This is a genomic window from Nocardiopsis metallicus, assembly GCF_014201115.1.
Classification (GTDB): domain Bacteria; phylum Actinomycetota; class Actinomycetes; order Streptosporangiales; family Streptosporangiaceae; genus Nocardiopsis; species Nocardiopsis metallicus.
This window is the reverse complement of the sequence record NZ_JACHDO010000001.1, coordinates 3245370-3268829: the sequence shown is the minus strand read 5'-3', so window position 1 is coordinate 3268829 and position 23460 is coordinate 3245370. Positions and strand designations below refer to the sequence as shown.

General features: G+C 69.4%; 23 protein-coding genes. 14 read left to right on the top strand and 9 right to left on the bottom strand.

Going from position 1 to position 23460, the window contains the following annotated elements:
- Positions 1 to 93: 93 nt before the first annotated feature.
- From HNR07_RS14160 to HNR07_RS14150, 3 genes are all read right to left on the bottom strand, one after another.
- Positions 94 to 1614, bottom strand: a complete 1521-nt coding sequence (locus HNR07_RS14160) for a leucyl aminopeptidase (protein WP_184365394.1) — start codon at positions 1612 to 1614, stop codon at positions 94 to 96.
- 311 nt (positions 1615 to 1925) lie between these two features.
- On the bottom strand, positions 1926 to 2717 hold the full coding sequence (locus HNR07_RS14155) for an adenosylcobinamide-GDP ribazoletransferase (protein WP_184365393.1): 792 nt from the start codon (positions 2715 to 2717) through the stop codon (positions 1926 to 1928).
- Positions 2714 to 3706 carry a bifunctional adenosylcobinamide kinase/adenosylcobinamide-phosphate guanylyltransferase gene (locus tag HNR07_RS14150; RefSeq protein ID WP_184365392.1) on the bottom strand — a complete coding sequence of 331 codons (993 nt, stop codon included), beginning with the start codon at positions 3704 to 3706 and terminating at the stop codon, positions 2714 to 2716. The genes HNR07_RS14155 and HNR07_RS14150 overlap by 4 nt, the downstream gene beginning before the upstream one ends.
- 206 nt (positions 3707 to 3912) lie before the next feature.
- On the opposite strand from HNR07_RS14150, the gene HNR07_RS14145 reads away from it, so the two are divergent.
- The 3 genes from HNR07_RS14145 (at position 3913) to HNR07_RS34370 (ending at position 5540) form a co-directional block, all read left to right on the top strand.
- Positions 3913 to 4116 carry a hypothetical protein gene (locus tag HNR07_RS14145; protein ID WP_184365391.1) on the top strand — a complete coding sequence of 68 codons (204 nt, stop codon included), beginning with the start codon at positions 3913 to 3915 and terminating at the stop codon, positions 4114 to 4116.
- A gap of 252 nt (positions 4117 to 4368) precedes the next feature.
- On the top strand, positions 4369 to 4689 hold the full coding sequence (locus HNR07_RS34375; protein ID WP_221318717.1) for a helix-turn-helix domain-containing protein: 321 nt from the start codon (positions 4369 to 4371) through the stop codon (positions 4687 to 4689).
- On the top strand, positions 4686 to 5540 hold the full coding sequence (locus tag HNR07_RS34370; RefSeq protein WP_312893595.1) for an IS3 family transposase: 855 nt from the start codon (positions 4686 to 4688) through the stop codon (positions 5538 to 5540). The genes HNR07_RS34375 and HNR07_RS34370 overlap by 4 nt, the downstream gene beginning before the upstream one ends.
- A 125-nt stretch (positions 5541 to 5665) precedes the next feature.
- Here the strand turns inward: HNR07_RS34370 and HNR07_RS14135 are convergent, their stop codons facing one another.
- Both HNR07_RS14135 and HNR07_RS14130 read right to left on the bottom strand, forming a co-directional pair.
- Positions 5666 to 6670 (bottom strand): aldo/keto reductase family protein, encoded by a 1005-nt coding sequence (locus tag HNR07_RS14135; protein WP_184365390.1) that lies wholly within the window; start codon positions 6668 to 6670, stop codon positions 5666 to 5668.
- A 160-nt stretch (positions 6671 to 6830) separates the two neighbouring features.
- Positions 6831 to 7493 (bottom strand): DUF3043 domain-containing protein, encoded by a 663-nt coding sequence (locus tag HNR07_RS14130; protein WP_184365389.1) that lies wholly within the window; start codon positions 7491 to 7493, stop codon positions 6831 to 6833.
- Positions 7494 to 7589: 96 nt separating this feature from the next.
- On the opposite strand from HNR07_RS14130, the gene HNR07_RS14125 reads away from it, so the two are divergent.
- The 7 genes from HNR07_RS14125 to rpsD all read left to right on the top strand — a co-directional run bounded on the left by HNR07_RS14125 (position 7590) and on the right by rpsD (position 13366).
- Positions 7590 to 8360, top strand: a complete 771-nt coding sequence (locus tag HNR07_RS14125; protein WP_184365388.1) for a PspA/IM30 family protein — start codon at positions 7590 to 7592, stop codon at positions 8358 to 8360.
- Positions 8357 to 8635, top strand: a complete 279-nt coding sequence (gene pspAA / locus HNR07_RS14120; RefSeq protein ID WP_184365387.1) for a PspA-associated protein PspAA — start codon at positions 8357 to 8359, stop codon at positions 8633 to 8635. The genes HNR07_RS14125 and pspAA overlap by 4 nt, the downstream gene beginning before the upstream one ends.
- Before the next feature lie 298 nt (positions 8636 to 8933).
- Positions 8934 to 9860, top strand: coding sequence for a zinc metalloprotease HtpX (htpX, locus tag HNR07_RS14115; protein WP_184365386.1), 927 nt, complete (start codon positions 8934 to 8936; stop codon positions 9858 to 9860).
- Positions 9861 to 9943: 83 nt separating this feature from the next.
- Positions 9944 to 10549, top strand: coding sequence for a PspA-associated protein PspAB (gene pspAB / locus HNR07_RS14110; RefSeq protein WP_184365385.1), 606 nt, complete (start codon positions 9944 to 9946; stop codon positions 10547 to 10549).
- Positions 10550 to 10862: 313 nt separating this feature from the next.
- Positions 10863 to 11213 (top strand): HesB/IscA family protein, encoded by a 351-nt coding sequence (locus tag HNR07_RS14105; RefSeq protein WP_017581678.1) that lies wholly within the window; start codon positions 10863 to 10865, stop codon positions 11211 to 11213.
- Between the two features lie 231 nt (positions 11214 to 11444).
- Positions 11445 to 12416 carry a carbohydrate kinase family protein gene (locus HNR07_RS14100; protein ID WP_184365384.1) on the top strand — a complete coding sequence of 324 codons (972 nt, stop codon included), beginning with the start codon at positions 11445 to 11447 and terminating at the stop codon, positions 12414 to 12416.
- Between the two features lie 338 nt (positions 12417 to 12754).
- A complete protein-coding gene (gene rpsD, locus HNR07_RS14095; RefSeq protein ID WP_017581680.1) occupies positions 12755 to 13366 on the top strand; it encodes a 30S ribosomal protein S4 in 612 nt (203 codons plus the stop codon).
- Positions 13367 to 13585: 219 nt separating this feature from the next.
- Here the strand turns inward: rpsD and HNR07_RS14090 are convergent, their stop codons facing one another.
- Positions 13586 to 13843, bottom strand: a complete 258-nt coding sequence (locus HNR07_RS14090) for a sulfurtransferase TusA family protein (protein WP_184365383.1) — start codon at positions 13841 to 13843, stop codon at positions 13586 to 13588.
- Positions 13844 to 14208: 365 nt separating this feature from the next.
- On the opposite strand from HNR07_RS14090, the gene ctaC reads away from it, so the two are divergent.
- From ctaC to HNR07_RS14070, 4 genes are all read left to right on the top strand, one after another.
- Positions 14209 to 15195 (top strand): aa3-type cytochrome oxidase subunit II, encoded by a 987-nt coding sequence (gene ctaC / locus HNR07_RS14085; RefSeq protein ID WP_435873514.1) that lies wholly within the window; start codon positions 14209 to 14211, stop codon positions 15193 to 15195.
- Entirely contained in the window at positions 15195 to 16868 is a 1674-nt protein-coding gene (gene ctaD, locus HNR07_RS14080; protein WP_184365381.1) for an aa3-type cytochrome oxidase subunit I, read from the top strand. The genes ctaC and ctaD overlap by 1 nt, the downstream gene beginning before the upstream one ends.
- 12 nt (positions 16869 to 16880) lie before the next feature.
- Positions 16881 to 17306, top strand: coding sequence for a cytochrome c oxidase subunit 4 (locus HNR07_RS14075; protein WP_184365380.1), 426 nt, complete (start codon positions 16881 to 16883; stop codon positions 17304 to 17306).
- A gap of 259 nt (positions 17307 to 17565) precedes the next feature.
- On the top strand, positions 17566 to 18933 hold the full coding sequence (locus tag HNR07_RS14070; RefSeq protein ID WP_184365379.1) for a L,D-transpeptidase: 1368 nt from the start codon (positions 17566 to 17568) through the stop codon (positions 18931 to 18933).
- Here HNR07_RS14070 and HNR07_RS14065 read toward each other — a convergent pair.
- The 3 genes from HNR07_RS14065 to ltrA form a co-directional block, all read right to left on the bottom strand.
- On the bottom strand, positions 18930 to 20063 hold the full coding sequence (locus tag HNR07_RS14065) for a glycosyltransferase family 4 protein (RefSeq protein WP_184365378.1): 1134 nt from the start codon (positions 20061 to 20063) through the stop codon (positions 18930 to 18932). The two genes, HNR07_RS14070 and HNR07_RS14065, sit on opposite strands and share 4 nt — an antisense overlap.
- 97 nt (positions 20064 to 20160) lie before the next feature.
- Positions 20161 to 21207 carry a C40 family peptidase gene (locus HNR07_RS14060; protein WP_184365377.1) on the bottom strand — a complete coding sequence of 349 codons (1047 nt, stop codon included), beginning with the start codon at positions 21205 to 21207 and terminating at the stop codon, positions 20161 to 20163.
- A gap of 371 nt (positions 21208 to 21578) precedes the next feature.
- On the bottom strand, positions 21579 to 22826 hold the full coding sequence (ltrA, locus tag HNR07_RS14055; protein WP_184360845.1) for a group II intron reverse transcriptase/maturase: 1248 nt from the start codon (positions 22824 to 22826) through the stop codon (positions 21579 to 21581).
- Positions 22827 to 23460: the final 634 nt, after the last annotated feature.

Sequence of the window (23460 nt, the reverse complement as noted above, 5' to 3'; positions counted from 1 at the left end):
CGCTACCGCCGGGGGCGGCGTGTCAACGGGGACCGCGGCTGCCGGGGAAGGGGCGGCACACCGGCTCGGGAGTGCCGCCCCCACCTCGCAGGACTACTGCTTGCGGGCGTAGTCCTCGGCGATGCGGACGAGGGTGCGGGTACCCGCACCCGTACCGCCCTTGGAGGTGTAACCGTGGGGGCCGCCCTGGTTGAAGGAGGGCCCGGCGATGTCGAGGTGGGCCCACTTGGTGCCCTCCTCGATGAACTCCTGGAGGAAGATGCCCGCGGAGAGCATGCCGCCCCAGCGTTCGGCCGCCACGTTGGCGATGTCGGCGACCGAGGAGTTGAGGCCGGCGCGCAGCTCGGCCGGGAGCGGCATCGGCCAGGAGGCCTCGCCCTCGGCGGTGGCGGCGGCGACGATCTCGTCGCGCACGGCGTCGTCGTTGGACATGACCGCGAACACGCGGGTGCCGAGCGCGACCAGCTGGGCGCCGGTCAGCGTGGCGATGTCCACGATCAGGTCCGGCTGGTCCTCGTGGGCGCGGACCAGCCCGTCAGCCATGACCAGACGGCCCTCGGCGTCGGTGTTGAGGACCTCGACGGTCTTGCCGCCGTAGATGCTCAGGACGTCGGAGGGGCGCTGGGCGGTGCCGCTGGGCATGTTCTCGGCCACGGTCAGGTAGCCGATCGCGTTGACCTTCAGGCCCAGGGAGGAGATGGCGCGCATGGCGGCGAGCACGGAGGCGGCGCCGCTCATGTCGGACTTCATCGACTCCATCCCGCCCGAGGGCTTGAGGGACAGGCCACCGGAGTCGAACGTGATGCCCTTGCCGACGAAGGCGACCGTCTTGGTGGCCTCGGGGTGGCTGTGGGACAGGCGGACCAGGCGCGGCGGGTTCGCCGAACCCTGACCGACGCCGGTCAGGCCGCCGTATCCGCCCTCGGCCAGTGCGCGCTCGTCCAGGACCTCGATCTCCAGCCCGGTCTGCTGGGCGATCTCCTGGGCCGCGGCGGCCAGGTCCTCGGGGACCAGGTCGGCCGGGGCGGTGTTGACGAGGTCGCGCGTGAAGGAGACGGCCTGGGCCAGGACGGCGGCGCGCTCGACGGCGTCGTCCGCGCCGTCGGCCTCGCTGACCACGGTCAGCGAGGCAGCGGGCAGGGCGGCCTTCTTCTCGGCCTTCTCCCCGGTGCGGTAGCGGTCGAAGCTGTAGCCGCCGAGTTCGGCTCCCAGGGCCACGGCACCGGCCTGGTCGGCGGTGGTGGCGGGCAGGGCCAGAACGACGCGGCCCGCACCCTCGGGGCGCGAGCTCAGCGAACGCAGCGCGGCACCGGCCGCGCGGGACAGGACGTCGGAGTCGACGGGTCCCTCGGCGGGCGCCGGGCCGAGACCGACCGCGACGACGACCGGGGCCTTGACGGCTCCGAGGGAGGCAATGGTGTGCACCTCCTCGGGTGCGCCGCTCGCTCCCAGGAGCGACAGGGTCGAGCCGAGGCCGCCGGCGAAGGCGGCGTCGACGGAATGAGCGCCCGACGCGGGTTCCGGGGCGTCGCCTCCGGAGTGGTAACCGACGACAACCGCGTCGGCGTCGAGCGAACTGGGGGACTCCGTGTTTACTGACAACGTCGTGCTCACGTCCTCGATGCTAGTCCTCTCGCGCCCCCGGCGGGGACGCGGCGCCCCGCGCTCCCGGAGGTCTGACACGGCGCTCCGCGCCACCCGGGAGTGCGGGGGTGTTCCCCCGGTGGGTCCGTCGCCGTCCGCGCCATGAGGGGGCTCTGGTCCCTCGCGGGGTGTGTCGCACGCGGTTGGCGGCGCGGACGCGCGCCTGTCCGGGCGCTGGCAGCGTGAAACCCCGTGTGAAAAAATGTGATGATGGCGACATTGGGCCGCCCTGGAAGGCTACCGGTCAGTACAAACCGCCTGGTGGGGCTCCCCGGAGACCTTCACAGCCACCCGCTCGCGGCCGCCGCCACCAGCAGGACCGCGGTCGCCGCCGTCTCCACCAGAGCGCCCAGGACGTCCCCGGTCAGACCGCCCAACCGCCGCACCGCACGGCGCAGCAGCAGCCCGGCCGCCAGCAGTCCCAGCACCGTCCCGGCCGCGCAGGCCGCGGCGAAGGCGGGGGAGTGGACCAGCCCGAGCCCGCACAGCGCCAGCACCCCCGCCGAACACGCCGCGGCGGGCAGCGGCCGCACCGTGCCCGCCACGAAGGAACCCAGCCCGTCGGGCCGGGCCGAGGGCACCCGCGGCGAACACGCCAGGGTCACCGCCAACCGCCCGGTCGCGCCCGCCGCCACGGCGGCGGCCAGGGCGGCCCAGGGGGAGGCTTCGAGGAGCTGGGCCAGGGCCAGTACCTGGGCGCCGACCGCCACCAGCAGGGTGATCACCCCGAACGGGCCGATGTCGGAGCGCCGCATGACCTCCAGCGCTCCCTCGGCTGGCCGACCGCTGCCCAGGCCGTCCGCCAGGTCGGCCAACCCGTCCAGGTGCAGCCCCCGGGTGAGCAGCGCGCCCAGGCCCACCGCGAGCAGCGCGGCCAGCGGGGCCGACCAGCCCCACCAGGCACCGGCCACCGCGGTCGCCCCGGTGACCGCGCCCAGCAGCGCGCCCAGGGCCGGTGCCCAGCACATCGCCCAACCGGCTACGGCGCGGTCCACCCGGTCCACCCGCACCGGCCAGACCGTGAAGGTGCCCACGGCCATCCGGGCACCGGCCACGGCGTCGGCACCGTTCACGGAAGCTCCACCACCCGCCCGGCCACGGCCAGCACCACTTCCTCGGACTCGGCGCCCACCCACTGGTTCAGCAGCCCGAGCTGGTCACGGAAGATCCGACCCGAGCGGGTCGGCGGAACCACACCCGACCCCACCTCGTTGGTGACCGCCACGACGTAGGCCTGGGTCGAACGCCAGGCCTCCAGCAGCTCGTGCACGGCCGCCTCCACCCGCTCCTCGGCGTCCCCGGCCGGCTCCTCCTCCCACAGGCCGGCCTCGTCCATGACCGAGGTCAGCCAGGTCCCCAGGCAGTCGACCAGGACCGCGCCCCGCGCCTTCCTCAGCACCAGCGCGAGATCGGTGGTCTCCTCGGTCCGCCACCACCAGGGGCGGCGCCGACGGTGGTGGGCGACGCGCTCCGCCCACTCCGGGTCCGTGTCGGGGGCGGCCACCGGTCCGGTGGCCGCGTAGACCACCCGGGGCTCGGCCAGCAGGCGCAGCTCGGCCTCGGTGGACTTGCCCGAACGAGCCCCGCCGGTGACCAGGGTCCGGTGCGGTCCGTGCGGACGCGACTCCGGCCACACGGCGGGCGGGCACGACACGACGCTGCCGTCCCCCGGTACCAGGGCGCCCCACAGGCGGGCGCGCCGCGCGAACTCCTCGGGGGAGCGGATCCGGTGGTCGCCGCCGACAGCCACCACGGCGGTGGTCACCCCGATCACTCCGGAACGGCGCAGCTCCCCGATGATCTCCGGGCGCTGGGCGGCGTCCACGATGACCATGTCCACCTGTTGCTCGGGCGCGGAGGAGTACACCGACGACCCCGTGGGCGGGGCTTCTGCGGGCGGCCCCCCGGGCAGCGGCCCCGGGCCGGAACGGGCGTAGAGCAGACGCCCGCCGTCGGCGCTCTCGACCAGGACGCCGTCCGGAGTGGGCGTCACCGCGTACCCCGGCGGGACCGGGCCCACGGCTCCGGACTCGCGCAGGCGGAAACGGTCGTCGACGGTCACCCTCAGCGGCAGTCGGCGATCCGCGCGGGCCTTGTTGCAGGACGAGCAGGTGCACTGTGGGGCTGGCCAGCCCGTGTGACCCGCTGTCCCCAGAAATCGGATACGCACCCGAAAAAGTAAACAGCATCGTGGGCCAAGCCTTGGTTAAGCTCGGCACAGGATCGCGGTGTACCCACCGTGGAACCGGCGACGAAGGGCGGTCGAACATGACGTGGACGTGGCGGTATCACGAGGCGGACGGGGCCCAGTCGAAGGCGGAGGAGCTGCCGACCGAGTCGTTCACGTCGCGCGGCGACGCCGAGAGCTGGCTGGGCGAGAACTGGGCCGAACTCGCGGAGGGCGGCGTGGGCAGCGTCGCCCTGCTGGAGGAGGACCGGGAGGTCTACACGATGCCTCTCGCGGCCGAGTAGCCCCCGCTGGACCTACGAGGGCCCCGGTGTCTGAACTGCTCCCTGGAAGTTGGACTGGAAATCCAGTTCCATCGACCAGGGAGCAGTCCCATGAGAGCGAACAGCTCACTCACCCAGGACCAACGCCACCAAGCGATAGCGTTGTTCGAGCAAGGCAGAGCCGATCACGCGGTAGCGGCCTCTCTGGGGGTCTCGCGATGGGCGGTCCGAAGCCTGTACCGACGGTGGCGGATCCACGGCCCGGGAGCGCTGGTGACCAAACAAGCGAAGAAGTCCTACTCCTTCGAGTTCAAGGTCGAGGCGGTGCGCCGCCTCCTGGCGGGCGAGCCCAAGACCGAGCTGGCCAAGGAACTGGAACTGTCCTCACCCAAGCTGCTGGAATCGTGGGTGCGCACCTACCGCACCCAGGGCTCAGAAGGGCTACGCCCCAAGCAGCGAGGACGCCCGCCCAAGAGCGCACCACAAGAGCCAGCCTCAGAGCTGGAACGACTACGCCGTGAGAACGAGCTCCTGCGTGCCCAGAACGCCTACCTGGGAAAAGTGCGGGCCTTGAGGGAACATCCACCAGAGTGAGGGTTCACGCTGTGGTCGCCCTCAAGGCCGAACACCGATTGGACGTGCTGCTGCGGGTTGCTGGGCTGGCCCGCTCCACGTTCTTCTACCACCAGGCCCGACTCCAAACCCCGGATCCCCACGCAGCGCTCAAGGCCCAGATCAGGCAGCTCTTCGACAAGAACAAGGGCCGCTACGGGCACCGCCGGATCCATGACCAGCTCCTCAAGAAGGGGTGGCGGGTAGCGAAGAAGACCGTACTCAAGCTCATGAACCAGCTGGGCCTGGTCTGCCGGGTGCGCCGCAAGAAGCCCTACGGCTCCTACCGGGGCCAGGCGGGCCAGGTGGCGCCGAACCTGCTGGAGCGTGACTTCACCGCGCAGGGGCCGAACCAGAAATGGGTGACCGACGTGAGCGAGTTCGCCGTCGCGGGCCACAAGGTCTACCTGTCACCGGTCATGGACCTGTTCGACCGGCAGATCATCTCCTACACGGCCGCTCTGTCACCGAACCTGGAGTTGACCAACACCTCCTTGCGGGAGGCGTTGAAGACCCTGCCCCCTGGTCAGAGCCCGCTGGTCCACTCCGACCAGGGGTTTCAGTATCAGCACGTGTCCTGGCGGCGGCTGCTCGCCGGGGTCGACGGTCTTCAGTCGATGTCGCGCAAGGGCAACTGTCTGGACAACGCGGTGATCGAGAGTTTCTTCGGTCACCTGAAGGAGGAGTTCTTCACCCACTCCGAGTTCGAGACCGTCGAGGAGTTCACCGCAGGGCTGGATGAGTACATCGCCTGGTTCAACCACGAACGCGTCCATAGCTATCTTGAGGGCCTGAGCCCGGTGCAGTACCGAGCTCAGGCCCTGGCGGCCTAACCTTTAGTTAGCCGGTCCAACTATCGGGGACCAGTTCAGTCCGCCCGGACACCGGGGCCCTCGTACGTCGTGGTGTCGGTCAGCGCTGGCTGGTGCCGGTTAACGCTGGCCGGTGGCGGACGTTGCTAGCCGCGGATGTTCTCCGGGCTCCTGGTGAGTGCCGGATCGCGCTCGATACTGTCGCCCAGGACCTCGTCGATCCGGGCCATCAGGCCAGCGTCGAGCTTGACCCCGGCCGCCTGGACGTTGCTCTCGACCTGCTCGGGCCGGGAGGCGCCGATGATGGCGGCGGACACGTTCGGGTTCTGCAGCACCCACGCCACGGACAGCTGCGACAGGGTCAGCCCGGCCTCGGCGGCCAGCGGCTCCAACTGCTGCACCCGCTCCAGCAGGGTCTGGTCGGAGACCTTGTCGGCGAGGAACTTCTCGCTCTTGGGGTCGCTGGCGCGCGAACCCGGGGGGAGCTCCTGGCCCGGCTTGTACTTACCGGTGAGGATGCCGCCCGCGATGGGGGACCAGACGATCTGGCCGATGCCCTCGCGCTCGGAGAGCGGGACGACCTCGGACTCGATGACCCGCCAGATCATGTTGTACTGCGGCTGGCTGGAGACGATCCGGTCGAAGCCCATCTCGTCGGCGATCTTGAGCGCCCGCTCGATCTCCTCGGCGCGCCATTCGGAGACGCCGATGTAGAGGGCCTTGCCCTGGCGGACCAGGTCCTCGAAGGCCCGCATGGTCTCTTCCAGCGGGGTGGTGTAGTCGAACCGGTGCGCCTGGTACAGGTCCAGGTAGTCGGTTCCGATACGGCGAAGGGAGTCCTCGCAGCCTCGGATGATGTGCTTACGGGACAGGCCCTTGTCGTTCCTGCCCGGGCCCATGGGCCAGTAGACCTTGGAGAAGATCTCCAGGCCGTCGCGGCGCTCGCCCTTCAGGGCGCGGCCCATGACCTCCTCGGCCTTGCCCTGGGCGTAGACGTCCGCGGTGTCGAAGGTGGTGACGCCCGCGTCGAGTGCGGCACGGACGCAGGAGGCGGCGGTGTCCTCCTCGACCTGGGAGCCGTGGGTGATCCAGTTCCCGTAGGCGATCTCGCTGATGATGAGACCGCTGTTGCCTAGATGCCGAAATTCCATGGGAGAACTCTAGTGGTCGGCACCACCGTTGCCGAGCTCCGGCCACCGGTTGATGGGAACGCTCCCAGGAGGCGGGGCGGTACACGGGGTGAAGGGCCGGTGCGCGCACCGGCCCTGCTCACGTCGGACGGGATGGGGATGTGGTGGGACCGCTCGCCGTTCAGCGGGCGCTGTTCGGGGTGGGGTCCTCGCCGACCTTGACGCGGGGCTTGGGCAGGCGCAGGCGCCGGAACTGCAGCTGGCGCATCGCGGCGTACATGCCGATGCCCTTGATCGCGGGGTCGTCGGGGAAGTACTCCGTGGCCCGGCGCTTGACCGTGCGGCCGACCATGACGCCCTCGGCGATGATCGTGACCATCATCAGGGGCCACAGGACGTAGGCCACACCCACCTGGAAGAGCGGGTTGTTGATGAACAGCAGCGCGATGATCAGGATCGAGAACGGCAGGAAGAACTCACTGGCGCTGCGACGCGAGTCGATGAAGTCGCGGGCGAAGGCGCGGGCCTTCCCGAGGTCCTGCTGACGGAAGTACTTCTCGTCGCCCTTGGGGGCACCGGAACGCCGGGCGGTCGTGCCGCGTTGACGTTCGAGACGATCCCGGTAGGCGCGGTAGGCCTCCTTACGGGTCTCAGGGGCCTTCACCGGTCGGCGCGGGGCGGTTTCGGATTCCCTGCGCTTAGGGGTGGGCACACCCTTCTTCGGGGTATATCCCTTAGGTTGGGTGGCCTCAGTGGCCTCAGGGCTGGCGGATTCGGCAGAGTTCGAATCCGGGGCTGCGGAAGCGGAGCGACGTCGGAACACACCCTCAGGGTAGCCGGTCATAGCTTTATGGCGACCGCGGGCCAGACCGCGTAGGGTTGGGCAAAGCGCCCGCTGGGAACAGCCGATGTACGCACCGAGAAGGGGACGGCCACGCCGATGAGCGTGTTTCAGCGACTTTCGATGATCTTCAAGTCCAAGGCCAACAAGGCCCTGGACTCTGTCGAGGACCCCAGGGAAACCCTCGACTACTCGTACCAGAAACAGCTCGAACTCCTGCAGAAGGTTCGTCGCGGTGTCGCTGACGTCGCGACCTCCCGCAAGCGGGTCGAGCTCCAGATCCAGCAGCTCGAGCAGCAGTCCGGCAAGCTGGAGAACCAGAGCCGGGCGGCCCTGACCCAGGGCCGTGAGGACCTCGCCCGCGAGGCCCTCACCCGTCGCTCCGGCCTCACCAGCCAGATCGAGGGCTTGCGCGAGCAGCACGCCAACCTCCAGGGCGAGGAGCAAAAGCTCACGATGGCCGCCCAGCGCCTGCAGGCGAAGGTCGACGCCTTCCGCACGCGCAAGGAGACCATCAAGGCGACCTACACCGCCGCCCAGGCCCAGACGCAGATCAGCGAGGCCTTCTCCGGCATCTCCGAGGAGATGGGCGACGTCGGCATGGCCGTGCAGCGGGCGGAGGACAAGACCGCCGAGATGCAGGCCCGTGCCGGCGCGGTGGACGAGCTCCTGGCCTCCGGCGCGCTGGACGACGTCACGGGCACTGGCCCGCGCGACGACATCCAGCACGAGCTCGACCAGCTGGCGAGCACGACCGGTGTCGACGCCGAGCTCGAGCGCATGAAGCTTGAGCTGGGCGGCGGCAACGGCGGCAGCGCCACGCCGCAGATCGAGGGCGGCAACGGTGCCGGGAACCGGGAGGGCTCGTGATCGTTCGCATCATGGGTGAGGGCCAGGTGGACCTCACCGAAGCCGACCTGGAGCTGCTCAACGAGTTCGACGCCGCTCTGGAGGCGGCGATCGAGTCCGGTGACGAGGCCACCTTCCGCACGGCCCTGCACGACCTCCTGGAGAAGGTGCGGCAGGACAGCAAGCCGCTGCCGCCCGACTCCCTGGAGCCCTCGCAGTTCATCCTCCCCCACGCTGAGGCCAGCATGGACGAGGTGCGCGAGATGCTGCAGGACGACGGACTCATCCCGGGCTAGGGGCCCCTCCCAACCGGTCCCACCGCCGTCCGGGTGAGCCCCCGGGACAGACGTGTTCCCACCAGCGGGCAGCTGTCGGGGAACACGTCCGGCCACGCTCGGTGCCTGCGTGCGCGTTTTCCACCGCGGCCGCCGTGACCCCGTGTCACGGCGGCCGCGGTGTGTCGTCTCCAGGTCCGGCCACCGCGCGTCCTGTGGCCCGCTTCACCCGAATCAGGGAACACGCGGCGGCCCGCTTTAACCCGTTTCTCACCTGCCCGAACTACACTCCGAACAACCGCGGAGGGAAGGAAACGGCGTGGCAGGTTCGAAGTTCCGTCCAGACCGGGGGCTGACGGCCCGGATGGTCATGACCATGGTCCTTCTCTTCCTGGTCTACGTCGCCTTCGTCGCGGGTCTGGTCCTGGCCGGACTCAACATCTGGCTGGTGCTGGTCCTGGTCGCGGCCTTCGCCGCCTTCTCGTACTTCTCCTCCGACAAGATCGCCATGTTCGCCATGGGCGCCAAGGAGGTCAGCCCCCAGCAGGCCCCGGACCTGCACGCCATGGTCGACCGCCTGTGCGCGATGGCCGACATGGCCAAGCCGCGGGTGGGGATCGCCGACACCGACGTCCCCAACGCCTTCGCCACCGGGCACAGCGAGAAGTCCGCGGTCATCTGCGTGACCACCGGGCTGATGCGCCGCCTGGACGGGCCCGAGCTGGAGGCGGTCGTCGCCCACGAGCTCTCGCACATCGCCCACCGCGACGTCATGGTGATGACCATCGCCGGTTTCCTCGGTATCGTCGCGGGCTTCCTCACCCAGGCCGGACTGCGCTTCGCCGTGTTCGCCGGGGCGGGCGGCAACCGCGGCAACAACAGCGGTCCGGCCCCGGCGGTCGTCGCCCTCCTGGTCGTCCTGGTCAGCGCCGTTGCCTGGGTGCTGAGCTTCCTGCTCACCCGGGCCCTGTCCCGCTACCGCGAGCTCGCCGCGGACCGCGCCGCCGCCTATCTGACCGGCCGCCCCTCCATGCTGGGAAGCGCCCTGTCCAAGATCACCGGGGACATGGCCCGCATCCCCACCCGCGACCTACGCCAGGTCGAGCCGTTCAACGCCTTCTTCTTCGCCCCGGCCTTCGCCAAGAAGGGCTTCAGCATGAACCAGCTGATCGCCACCCACCCGCCGGTGGAGCAGCGCCTGGCCCAGCTCTCCGACATCTCCCGCCAGCTCGGCCGCGGGGCCTGACCACACCGTGCCCGGCCACAGCGTGCCGGGCACGCCACTGACGACGCCGCCCACCAGAGCACCCACGAGGGGAACCCACCAGTATGAGTTTCTGGCGCGCCCTGCTCGGCCGGTCCGCACCGGTCAAGCCCGACCTCGACGCGCTCTTCGGCCTGCCCTCGGCCGCGCTCACCCTGCGGGCCGGGGTCGGCCTGACCCCCACCGGTTCGGGGTCGGTGGCCTTCCGCGCCGCCGAGGGCGCCGCCTTCGCCGACGTCGAGCGCGACGTCACCGCGCTGCTCAACGCCGGGGACGGACCGCCGGTCGAGCAGAGCACCGACGACTACGGCTACACCTGGCTGGTCGTGCGCGGCTCCCAGGCGGCGGCGGGGGAGTCCGGCGGCGAGCTCGTGGACACCGACATCACCGGGATGGTCACCGACCTGCACGCGGTCAACTCCACCTTGGAGGCCAACGGCTACGGCCCCTCCCTGCTGTGCTCCCTGGTGGGTTTCACCGACAGCGGGGGCCGCTCGGTCGGACTGGTCTACCTGTACAAGCGCGGGACCTTCTACCCCTTCGCGCCCAAGAGCGGCAAGCAGCGGGACAACGCGCTGGAACTCCAGGTGGAGGCGGCGATCGGGGACGACCTCCCGATGGAGAAGGACCGCTCCCGCTGGTTCCCGGTCTACGGCGCCCCGGGCCTGTGAAACCGGCCGGTGCACCCGGGCACCGGGTCCGGAACGCCTCCGTCCTTCGATCTCCGGGACCTGTGGAGATGGCATCCGGGCCCCGGACAAATTACCCTTGGAGGTACGAGCACACCCGTGCGTCGCCGAGGTCACACGTGCACCGTGCGGCAGAGGCGGCAGGGCGAACACAGCGGCCACGCGGCGGAATGCCACACGGGATTCCGGCGTTGGGACCCGTTGAAGAGGACTGGACCCGCCCCGGCGGGGCAGATCCGGTACGCGACCGGGGTCGCCAGACGGCCGCAACCCCTTTCAAGAGGAGCTTTACAACATGACGGTTCAGAGCGAAGCCACCGCGCAGGGAGTCATCCTCACCGAGGGTGCGGCCGACAAGGTTCGGGCGCTCCTTGACCAGGAGGGCCGCGACGACCTGCGCCTGCGCGTCGGTGTCCAGCCCGGTGGTTGCTCGGGGCTGCGTTACCAGCTCTACTTCGACGAGCGCGACCTCGACGGCGACGTCGTCGCCGACTTCGACGGTGTCGAGGTCGTTACCGACCGCCGCAGCGCCGCCTACCTCATCGGTGCGAGCATCGACTTCGTGGACACGATCGAGAAGCAGGGGTTCACCATCGACAACCCCAACGCCACCGGTTCCTGCGCCTGCGGTGACTCCTTCAACTAGGGGCACCTGACGGCTCTCGGAGCCACCGGGGGAGGGCGGACGCACCCGAGGCGTCCACCCTCCCCCCTGCTTTTCCGCAGGTGCGGGACCGGGCGTGCGCCCACCCGTGTAGCGGCCCGGCGCTCTGGGTACCCTTGGCAGGTCCGAACGGGCACGTCCTCGGCATGCCCGCACCAGCTCGCTCAGCTCGTCTGCGAGCGAACCACTTCCCCAACAAGGAGCCCACGTCCCGTGCGTATCGCGGTTGCCGGATCCATCGCCACCGACCACCTGATGACCTTCGAGGGTCGGTTCGCCGAGCAGATCATCCCCGAGCAGATCCAGCAGTTGTCCCTCTCCTTCCTCATCGACGAGCTGGACGTGCGCCGCGGCGGCGTCGCGGCCAACATCTGCTTCGGCATGGGAGGTTTCGGTCTCAACCCGGTCCTGGTCGGTGCGGCCGGTGCCGACTTCGAGGAGTACCGCGCCTGGCTGGACCGCCACGGCGTCGACACCTCGGCCGTGCACATCTCCGAGCTGCGCCACACGGCCCGGTTCGTCTGCACCACGGACCGTGACCAGAACCAGATCGCCTCCTTCTACACCGGTGCGATGGCCGAGGCCCGCAACATCGAGCTCCAGCCGATCGCCGACCGCCTGGGCGGTCTCGACCTCGTCCTGATCGGCGCCGACGACCCGGCCGCCATGGTCCGGCACAGCGAGGAGTGCCGTACGCGCTCCATCCCCTTCGCCGCCGACCCCTCCCAGCAGCTGGCCCGCATGGACGGCCCGGAGGTGCGCACGCTCATCGAGGGCGCCGCCTTCCTGTTCAGCAACGAGTACGAGAAGGCCCTGGCCGAGCAGAAGACCGGGTGGTCCGACTCCGAGATCCTGGCCAAGGTCGACACCCGGATCACCACCCTGGGCGCCAAGGGCGCGCGGATCGACCGTCAGGGCGAGCCGAGCACCCACGTACCCTCCGCCGCCGTCGACGAGCTTGTCGACCCCACCGGTATGGGCGACGCCTTCCGCGCCGGTTTCCTGTCCGCCCACTCCTGGGGCCTGTCCCTGGAGCGCGCCGCCCAGGTCGGCAACGCCACCGCAGTCCACTGCCTGGAGGCCGACGGTCCGCAGGAGTACACGCTCACCGGCGCCTCCCTGCTGGAGCGCCTGGAGCGTTCCTACGGAGCCGAGGTCGCCGCCGAGGTCAAGCCCTTCGTGTGACCCGGGTCCTCGTGGGACCGGGGTTCTCTCGCCGACCCCCGTCGGCGTGTGACCCGCACCCGCCCCGACCGGAAAAACGCGGCTTCTGGTCGGGGCGGTGTCTTTGAGCCCGTAAAGTGGATGGTCGTGACCCGCACGGGGCTTCCCCGTGCCCGCTCGGTGCGTTGAAACGCGTGCCGGGTCATTCGCCCAAGCCGTTCGCGCCGGGTCACGCGCGACGGTGGGGAACCCGCTTCCGACCCGCACCGCGGGACACCGGGGCTCGGGCGCCCTGAGCGCCTCCCAGATTTAGGCAAGCCTTACCTGGGATTCCCTGATTCACCCTGAAAGGACTTTGCATGCGCTACACCGGACCGAAGGTGCGGTTGTCCCGGCGCGCCGGCACCCCGCTGACCCGTAAGGCGGTCAGCTACTTCGAGAAGCGTCCGTACCCGCCCGGCGAGCACGGTCGTCGCGTCCGCCGCAACAGCAGCGACTACGCCGTTCGTATGGCGGAGAAGCAGAAGGTGCGCTGGTACTACGACCTGACCGAGAAGCAGCTGGTCAGGATCTACGAGAACGCCAAGAAGCGTCCCGGCCGTACCGGCGAGGAGATGCTCGGCGAGCTCGAGCTGCGTCTGGCCACGGTCGTGCTGCGCGCCGGTCTGGCCGCCTCGATCTACGCCGCGCGTCAGTTCATCAACCACGGCCACATCACCGTGGACGGCAAGAAGGTCGACATCCCGTCGTACCAGGTCAAGCCGGGCCAGATCATCAGCGTTCGGGAGAAGTCCCGCTCGATGGTCCCGTTCGTCGAGGCCGCTGAGGGCGTTCACGCCGACGACAAGATCGCCGGCTACCTCGCCGTCAGCCACAAGGACCTGCGCGTGGCGGTCATCGACCGCCCCAAGCGCGAGCAGATCCCGGTGCCCTTCGACGAGCAGCTCGTCGTCGAGTTCTACGCTCGCTAAGCACCTCCCGCGCAGCGGCTCCATCCCTGGTGGTACCGTGCTCGCGGGCCAGGCCGCGCGGACCCCGTGTCCGCGCGGCCTTCGCTTTGCCCGGCGCCTCCCCGAGGCGGCGGGCGGGGAAACGCGTGCTTCGCGCCACTCCCAGAAAACCGGATAGTGCGAATCGTTATCGCAACGGAACCGAAAACCCGGATCGCGCCCCGAAGGGCTGGCCGGGGGTCAGTACATCCTCCGAATGTGAAACTCGCTACCTCGCGTCACGGGTCGCTCGGCGACGAACTCGTGCATCTTCATCCGGCACCAGGACGGTATGTCCGCGCTCGCCGCGGGATCGTCCGCGGTGACCGCGATGACCGCTCCGATGGGCACTTCGTGCAGTCGGGCGGCCAGCATGATGATCGGAATCGGGCACTTGCGGCCCACCGCCTCCACGGTGACCAGAGGCTGTTGCGAAGTCGGTCGCTCGGACACGTCCACCCCCGTTGGTTGTCGTCCTGTGTCCCAATCTTGACCCGGTGCGCGCCAAAAGGCGCACCCGGTTAAGGGTGTCGTAAACCCAGCGATACGCTCGCCTTAGTCTCGTGCCGCGACCGTGCACACCACCACCTCGGGTGGGGATGTGGACGGGCGTGAACGAGGGCCCGGGGGAGCGCCGGGCCGCGCCTCGTAGCCAGCTGGGAGGACATCCCTCGCGGGCGACCTGGCCCGGCTCTGTGAGACCACCGCGCGTTCCGTCAGAGGGCGCGTCTGGCAACACGCTGACCAGGCAAGCCCATGAACGGCACGCTGGGCGGTTCGCGATAATGTTTCCCCCTGACAAGCTTTGGATACTTAGGCCGCCCGTGGAGGATCCACGGGCTTCACCGCTGGGAAGGCAATCCGTGAGTCCGACCCGCCAAGAAAATCGGCGCTCAACTCTGCGCCGATGGGCACCACGCGGCGCCGCGCTCGCCGTGCTGGGGCTGGCCGCGACCGGCTGCGCGTCGAACGATCTCACTCGTTTGGGCATGCCGGAGCCGATCACCGAGCAGGCCGAGCGTGTTCTCTCGCTCTGGCAGGGCTCGTGGGTGGCGGCTTTCGCGGTCGGCATTCTCGTGTGGGGACTGTTCATCTGGACAATCCTCTTCCACCGCAAGCGCTCTGAGCAGTTGCCGCCGCAGGTGCGGTACAACATGCCCATCGAAGCGCTGTACACCGTTCTGCCGATCGTCGTCATCTCGGTGCTCTTCTTCTTCACCGCGCGAGACCAGGCTTACCTGCTCGACACGGAAGAGCCCGCGGACGTCCATGTAGAGGTCGTGGCCTTCCAATGGGCCTGGCAGTTCAACTACATGGACGACACCAAGGAGAACGGCGGGGAGGTGCTCTTCTCCGAGGTCGGTATCCCCAACCCGGACGGCACCGCTGACCCCGAGACCCAGACGACCCTCGTTCTTCCCGAGGGCGCCATCGTTCACTTCGACCTCTACTCGCCCGACGTGATCCACTCGTTCTGGATCCCGGCGTTCGGCTTCAAGATGGACGTCGTCCCGGGCCGTGACAACGCCTTCCAGGCGAACGTCAAGGAGGGCACCGCGGGCGAGTACGTCGGCCGTTGCGCCGAGCTGTGCGGTGTGGACCACACCCGCATGCTCTTCAACGTCGAGGTCCTGCCGCAGGACGAGTACGACGCCTGGGCCTCCGAGCAGGAGGAGGCCCAGGCCGCCGAGGCCGCCGAGGCCGCTGAGACGGACGACGACCCGGACATGGCCGAGGGCACTGGCCCCGCCGGGGATGATGCCGAGGGTGCGGGCGTCGGAGCGGCTGACGCCGAGGAGAATGACGACTAATGACCACCACGGCAACCGAACCCCGCACTGACGGTCAGGCACCGTCAAGCAAAGGGTCGATCATCGTCAGTTGGATGACGTCGACCGACCACAAGGTCATCGGGTACATGTACCTGATCACCTCCTTCGCCTTCTTCCTCGTCGGTGGCGTGATGGCGCTCCTGATGCGGCTGGAGCTGTTCTCGCCGGGCATGCAGTTCATGGCCAACGAGCAGTTCAACCAGCTGTTCACGATGCACGGCACGATCATGCTGCTGCTGTTCGCGACCCCGCTGTTCGTCGGGTTCTCCAACGTGATCGTGCCGCTGCAGATCGGCGCCCCCGATGTGGCCTTCCCCAGGATGAACCTGTTCAGCTACTACCTGTTCCTGTTCGGCGGCCTCATCGTCCTCGGCGGGTTCCTGACCCCGGGTGGCGCGGCCAGCTTCGGCTGGTTCGCCTACACGCCGCTGTCCGACGCGGTCCGCTCGCCGGGTCTGGGCGGTGACCTGTGGATCCTGGGTCTGATCGTGTCCGGTCTGGGCACGATCCTTGGCGCGGTCAACTTCATCACCACCGGCCTGTGCATGCGCGCGCCCGGTATGACGATGTTCCGCATGCCGATCTTCACCTGGAACACCCTGCTCACCAGTGTGCTGGTGCTCATCGCGTTCCCGGTACTGACCGCGGCCCTGATCGCGCTGGGCGCGGACCGCATGGTCGGCACCCAGGTCTTCAACGCCGAGCACGGCGGTGCCATCCTCTGGCAGCACCTGTTCTGGTTCTTCGGTCACCCCGAGGTGTACATCATCGCGCTGCCGTTCTTCGGCATCGCGACGGAGATCCTGCCGGTGTTCAGCCGCAAGCCGATCTTCGGTTACAAGAGCCTGGTGGCGGCCACCATCGCCATCGCCGGTCTGTCCGTGACCGTGTGGGCCCACCACATGTTCCCGACCGGCGCGGTGCTGCTGCCGTTCTTCTCGTTCATGACGTTCCTCATCGCGGTCCCCACCGGGGTGAAGTTCTTCAACTGGATCGGGACGATGTGGCGCGGTCAGCTCACCTTCGAGACGCCGATGCTGTTCACGATCGGTTTCCTGGTCACCTTCCTCTTCGGTGGTCTGACCGGTGTGCTGCTGGCCTCGCCGCCCATCGACTTCCACGTCACCGACTCCTACTTCGTGGTGGCGCACTTCCACTACGTGGTGTTCGGCACCGTGGTGTTCGCGATGTTCGCGGGCTTCTACTTCTGGTGGCCCAAGTTCACCGGCAAGATGCTCAACGAGAAGCTGGGCAAGTTCCACTTCTGGCTGCTCTTCCTGGGTTTCCACGGCACCTTCCTGGTCCAGCACTGGCTGGGTGCCATGGGCTTCCCGCGCCGGTACGCGGACTACCTGCCCGGGGACGGCTTCACGGAGCTCAACCAGATCTCCTCGATCTCGTCGTTCGTGCTCGCGGCCTCGACGCTCATCTTCTTCTGGAACATGTACATCACCGCGAAGAACGCGCCGATGGTCAACGTGGACGACCCGTGGGGCTACGGCTGCTCGCTGGAGTGGGCGACCTCCTGCCCGCCGCCGCGACACAACTTCACGTCGCTGCCCCGGATCCGGTCCGAGCGTCCGGCCTTCGACCTCAACCACCCGCACGCCGCGGCACCCGGTGCCGTCGCGGCCGGTGCCGAGAAGAAGTAGGGGGTAGCGCACATGAAGATGCAGGCCTACCTGTTCATGGGCATCTCGACCTTCTTCGGTCTGGCTGCCGCACTGTACATCTACTGGTCGTACCAGGACACCGGTGCGATCGAGTGGACGGGCACCACCGCCCTGGTCATCTCGGTCGGCTTCGGCTGGATGATCGGTTACTGGCTCTGGCAGTCGGCCCGCCACAGTGAGCACCACCACGGCCTTCCGGCCGAGGAGCGGCTCGACGGCGAGATCGCCGAGAACGCCGGTGAGTACGGCTTCTTCAGCCCGCACAGCTGGTGGCCGCTGTTCGTCGCGATGGCCGTCGCCTTCACGGCGGTCGGCGTGGCGATCGGCTGGTGGATGGTGTTCATCGGTTTCCTCGCGATCATGCTCACCTCGCTGGGCTGGGTCTTCGAGTACTACCGCAAGGAGTTCCAGCACTGACGTGCGCGCCCCGCGCGTCGACCACTCTTCGAGAGTGAACGAGTGCGCAGGGTAGGATGTGAGTATCGCCGCCCCGGTGGCCGGAGGCCGTCCCCAGGACGACTCCGGGCACCGGGGTACTCTTTTTCGGTGGCCCCCACGTGACTGCTGCTCCCTGCGCAGTTCACGCCGCATCCAGGCCCTGACGGCGTCACGCCGGCGCGCCCCCGCTCCGCGAACGCCCGGGCCCCGTCGAGAACGGACGCTGGAGGTCCTTGGTGTGAAGCGACGAACCACCCAACCCCGACTGGCCGTGACAGCCGCCGCCCTGGTCCTCCTGGCGGCGGGGTGCACCTCCGGCGGCGGGGACGAGCCCGGCGGCGCCTCCGCCCCGGAGGGATCGGGACAGGAGCAGGAACAGGAGCAGGGGCCGCGGGTGGAGATCACCCCCGCGCCCGGCGCCACCGGGGTCGCGCCCAACACCCCGGTCCGGGTCGAGTCCGCGGACGGGACCATCACCGACGTGCGGATCGAACAGGCCGCCGCCGACGGCACCGCCGAGGGCGAGACCGGGACCGGAGCCGGGGGTCAGGGCCCCGAGAGCTCAGCTGACGAGGAGGACCCCTTCGCGGTCACCGGCACGCTCAGCGAGGCCGGGGACGCCTGGATCAGCGACTGGAACCTGATGCCCGGGGCCGCCGTCACGGTCACCGTCACCGCGGCCGACGCCGACGGTGAGGAGACCGAGACCGTCTCGGAGTTCACCACTCTGGAGGCCGTACCCGGGCAGCGCCTCGAACTCGCCTCCAACTTCCCCAACAGCGGCGACGTGGTCGGGGTCGGCATGCCCGTGATCATCAACTTCGACCTGCCCGTCACCCACAAGGCGCAGGTGGAGAACTCCATCGAGGTCACGGCGGAGCAGGAGACCGAAGGGGCCTGGAACTGGGTCACCGACGAGATGGCGGTCTTCCGGCCCAAGGAGTACTGGGACCCCTACCAGGAGATCACCGTGGACCTGCGGCTGGCCGGGGTCGAGGCCGCCGACGGCGTCTACGGGGTGGCCAACCACCGCATCGAGTTCGAGGTCGGCCGCGAGCTGATCTCCACGATGCACGTGCCCGACCACGAGATGAACGTGACCGTCGACGGGGAGACCGTCCGCTCCATCCCGGTCAGCAACGGGGCCGCGGAGGAGCGCTTCGACACCACCACCTCCGGCACCCACCTGACCATGGAGAAGTACGAGTCGCTGGTGATGGACTCCGCGACCGTGGGTATCCCGGAGGGGGAGCCGGGCTACTACCGGCTGGACGTGGACTGGGCGGTCCGCACCTCCAACAGCGGCGAGTTCACCCACGCCGCCCCCTGGAACTCCGACAACCTCGGCAGCGCCAACACCTCCAACGGCTGCACCAACATGTCCGTGGAGGACGCCCGCTGGTTCCACGACCAGTCGCTCATGGGGGACATCCTGGAGACCACCGGGACCGATCGCGAACTGGAGTGGGACAACGGCTGGGGCTACTACCAGCGCTCCTGGGACGAGTGGCTGTCCCACAGCGTGACCGGGGAGCCCCAGATCATCGGCGGTACTGGCACCGACGGCAGCGGCACCCCCGGCTCGGTCCACGGTGAGGGCCTCTAGGCGCCGCTGAGAAGGCCGTCCAGCCGTTCCAGGGTGCGGCCCCAGGACCACTCATCCGAAACCCATTCCCGGCCGCGTGCGCCCATCAGGGCGGCGCGGTCGGGGTCCTTCAGCAGCCGGATGAGCGCGCGGGCGGTCGGCCCGGGCACCGAGCCGTCGACCACGTGCCCGGTCTCGCCCTCCAGGACCGCGTCGGGGGCGCCGCCCGAGGCCCCGGCGACCACCGGCAGCCCGGTGGCGGAGGCCTCCAGGTAGACCATGCCCAGCCCCTCCACGTCCAGACCGCCCCGCCGGGTGCGGCAGGGCATGGCGAAGACGTCCCCGGCGTCGTAGTGGGCGGGGAGCTCTGCGGCCGGAACCGGCCCGGTGAAGCGTACCGAGTCCAGGCCCTGCGCGGCCGAGCGGAGTTTCGCCGCGTAGGGGCCGTCGCCGACGAACAGCAGGACGGCGTCGGGCACGTCGGCCAGCACCCGGGGCCAGGCCCGGACGAGGGTGTCCTGACCCTTGCGGGGCACCATGCGGGACACGCACACGACCACGGGCCGCGAGCCCAGGCCCAGACGTTCGCGGACCCGCTCGCCGCCGCAGCCGGGCCGGAAGCGTTCGGTGTCCACCCCGGGGGCCAGGCGCCGCATCCGGGCGGCGGCCGCGGGGGAGAGCGAGCGGGCCAGCCGCCGCCGGGTGTACTCGCCCAGGTAGGTCACGGTGTCGACGTTGTCACCGATGCGCCGCAGCGCCGCACTCGCGCCCGGCACCACGGTCCAGCCGGTCTCGTGCCCGTGGGTGAGCGCCACCTGGCGGCGCACCAGGGGCCGCAGTCCGGCGGCGACCAGTCCCAAGGGCGCGGCCGCCCCGTAGAGCACCGAGTCGCAGTCCTCCAGCTCGGCGATGACCCGGGCCCGGCGGGCCACCCGTGGCGTGGGCAGCAGCACCTGGGCCGCGTCGCGCACGATCGGGAACGGCTGGAGCAGGTCGAAGTCCGGGGCGGCGCGGTGGTCAGCGGCGGCGGGGGAGGAGCAGTAGACCAGGACCGACCCCTGGGGGCGGCGCCGGGCCAGCTCGTGCACGAAGGACTCGATGCCGCCCGCGCGCGGAGGGAAGTCGTTGGTGATGATCAGGGTTCGCGACACCCCAGCGAGTCTAGGGGGAAGCGGGTCCGGGAGCGGGCGGACACGGGAAAGGGCCGCTGGGAACGGGGTGGTTCCCAGCGGCCCTGCTCGCCGCGCCCTAGGGGCGCACGGCTGCCACGAAGTTGGAGCGGTAGTAGTCGCTCAGCTGGACCGTGCCGATGGGCCGGGCCGAGGTCGAGGCGTGCACCATCACGCCGTTGCCCGCGTACAGGCCCACGTGGCTCGGGTTGGGGCCGTAGAAGAACAGCAGGTCGCCGGGCTGCTTGTTCTCCCAGGACACGCGCTGGCCCGCGTTGATCTGGTCGTAGGTGACGCGCGGCAGGGTCACGCCGACCTGGGCCCAGGCGGCCTGGGTCAGGCCGGAGCAGTCGTAGCCGTTGGGGCCGGTGCCGCCCCAGATGTAGGGCTTGCCGATCTGGGCGTAGGCGAAGTCCAGCACGGTCTGGGCGTTGCCGGAGGCCGGGCCGGTGTAGCTGGCTCCGCCGCCGCCTCCGCTGCCTCCGCCGCCACCACCGCTGCTCGCGCTCTCTTCGGTGCTGATGTTCTCGGTGGCGGCCGCCTGTTCCTCGGCGGTCAGCTCCGAGAGCAGCTCCTCCTGCTCCCCGATGGCCTCCTCGGCCGCCTCGGTGGCCTCCTCCGCCTCCTCCAGGGCGTCGGCGGCGGCCTGCTCGGTGGCCTCGGCCTCGGTACGCAGGCCCTCCAGGTGCTCGAGCTCCTCCACGTACTGGGCGAGGTTCTCCTGGTGCTGTTCCGAGAGGTAGGTGAGGTCGGCCTGGTGCTCCAGGGCCGCCTCGGGGCCGGTGGCGCCGATCAGCTGGGCGGGGGAGGTCAGGTCCACGCCGGTGTAGGTGGTGTTGGCCAGGGCGCGCACACCGCCGCTGAGGGCCTCGACCTTGTTCTCGGCGGTCTCGATGTCGCCGAGGATGCCCTCGAGCTTCTCCTCGGCGGCCTCGTAGCTCTCCTTGGCCTCGTTGTAGGTCGCGTTGAGTTCGATGAACTCCTCTTCGAGGCGTTCGATCTCCTCCTGGACGTCACTCGCCGTGGGTTCGGCGTGGGCCACGGCTGCGGGCAGGAGGAAGGCTCCGAGAACGAGGGAGGAGATGACCGCGGTTCGGCGCCGGCGGTCGCCACGGGATGCAGACACTGAAACACCTTTCTCCCCTTGTCCCAGGCCATGCGGGATCAAGGGACTGCACCGGGTGGGGTCCTGGGGGCCAGAGCGGGTGGCCGAAACGGTGTGGGGGTGTGCCCGACCCGGGCGCGGTCGTCGCCACCGGGGGGTGGCGAAAAGGGAGCAACCACGCTCGGTGGTGAACACTAGTGCATTCCTTGGGGCGCACTCAACTGTTTCGTGATGTTCCCTTGAATGAACAGAACTGTCCGAAAAGCCCTCCGCTGACCCTAAAGGCGGTCCGCTCCGGACACGCGCAGGAGCCGGGCAATCGGGTAGGAGGGCCGGGTCGCCCGGCCCTCCCCCCACACCACCGGACATGCGGGCCCGCATCCGGCGGTTCGTCAAACTGATCTCAACCGCTGCCAGGTCGGCTTGAGCATCCGCAGACCAAAGCCCTCCCAGTAGGAGTTGGGCAGCGCCTGCTGAAGGACGACCGAGCCACCGATCCGCCAGTACCCCTTGCTGCTGATCGCCCAGTCCCGGGCCACACGATCCGAGATACCGAGCGAGCGCAACATCCGGCGGCGGGTCCTGGCCCGCTTCCATTCCTTCCAACGGACCTGCCGCATCCTGCGGCGGAGCCATTCATCCAACCCCTGGAACACCCTGGGGGTGTCCGCGAGCCGGAAGTAACCCATCCACCCGACGATGAACCGGTTCAACCGGCCGATGCGATACTCCATCGCAACCGACCACCGGCGCGAGGTCAGCTCCCGGATCCGCACCTTCCAGCGCCTGAGCGCCTTGGGATCGACCCGGATACGCACCCCGGCCCGGGTGAAGTAGAAACCGAACCCCAGCAACGTCGCGACGGATGCCGGAACCACCTTCGACTTCTCCCGGTTCACCTTCAGCTTCAACCGCTGCTCGACCACGACCGTGATCGAGTCGAGCACCCTGTGAGCGGCCCGCCTGCTACGCGTGAAGACACGGATGTCATCGGCGTAGCGCACGAACCGGTGACCGCGACGCCACAGCTCCCGATCCAGGTCGTCGAGCATGATGTTGGACAGGACCGGCGAAAGCGGAGACCCCTGCGGGGTCCCCTGCGCGCTCGGCATCTTGACCCCGTCCGCCATGATCCCGGCTTCCAGAAAGGACCGGATCAGTCGCAGCACCCTGCGGTCGTCAACCCTGCGCGCCACCCGGGCCATCAACACATCGTGCTGGACCCGGTCGAAGAACCGGTCCAGGTCGATGTCCACGACCCATCGGTGGCCGTCCTCAATAGCCCGCCGCGCGACCCGCACCGCCTGATGGGCGGACCGGCCGGGACGGAACCCGAACGAAGACCCGGAGAACTCCGGGTCGAAGATCGGGGTGAGGACCTGCGCGATGGCCTGCTGGATCAAACGGTCCAGCACCGTGGGAACACCCAGCATCCGCTCGCCGCCCCCGGGCTTGGGGATCATCACCCGGCGGACCGGCGAGGGCCGGTATCTCCCCGCGTCGAGTTCTTCCCGAACGCCCTCCCAGTGCTCGCGCAGCCATCCCCGCAGATCAGCGGTAGTGACTCCATCCACACCCGGGGCACCCCGGTTGGTCTCGACCCGTTCGAGCGCCGCGGCCAGGTTCGCGCTGGACAGCATTCGCTGCCACAGATCCCCCTGGCCGTGGTGGACATCGTCTCCAGGCCGCGCCGACAGGTCACTACGCTCTACGGCGGTACTCAACGGAAATGCACCGTCCCCTCCCACCGCAGGCCCGCCTTCGGCGGGGTGGCTGCGATCTGTGTGACCAGCACGAGCGGCACCGGTTCCTCTGTCCCATTTGACGTTCGGCCCTTCCCAGCCCACGAGCGATCCCGGCTGGTACTACGACCTCTGCTGACTTCTGCCCGGTCAGCCGCTCCCTTGCGGTCGCGGCCGTCGGCGCGGCGACATACTCAGCACAACCGACACCCGGACAGACCTCCCCAGGTAAGAACAGCTACTTTCCCCCTACGCCTGCCGCATCTACACCCCGGCCGTCTTGGCAGTGACGGGCTTCGCCATCCATGGCTGGCTCACCCCGACCGGACTGCCTTGTATGCGGTTCGTGTTCCTCAGTGCAGGGTTTCGCCTCGGGCTTCCTCCCGACCCCACCTCGCGGTGACGCCGTTGCCTCCGGCTCAGAGTTAGCACTGCCGCTTCCTCTAGAGGACTTCCACCTCCAAGCAACTGCCCATGCTGGGCACACCACGAGCGAGGCCGCCGCCCCGGAGGGGACGGCGGCCTCGGAAAC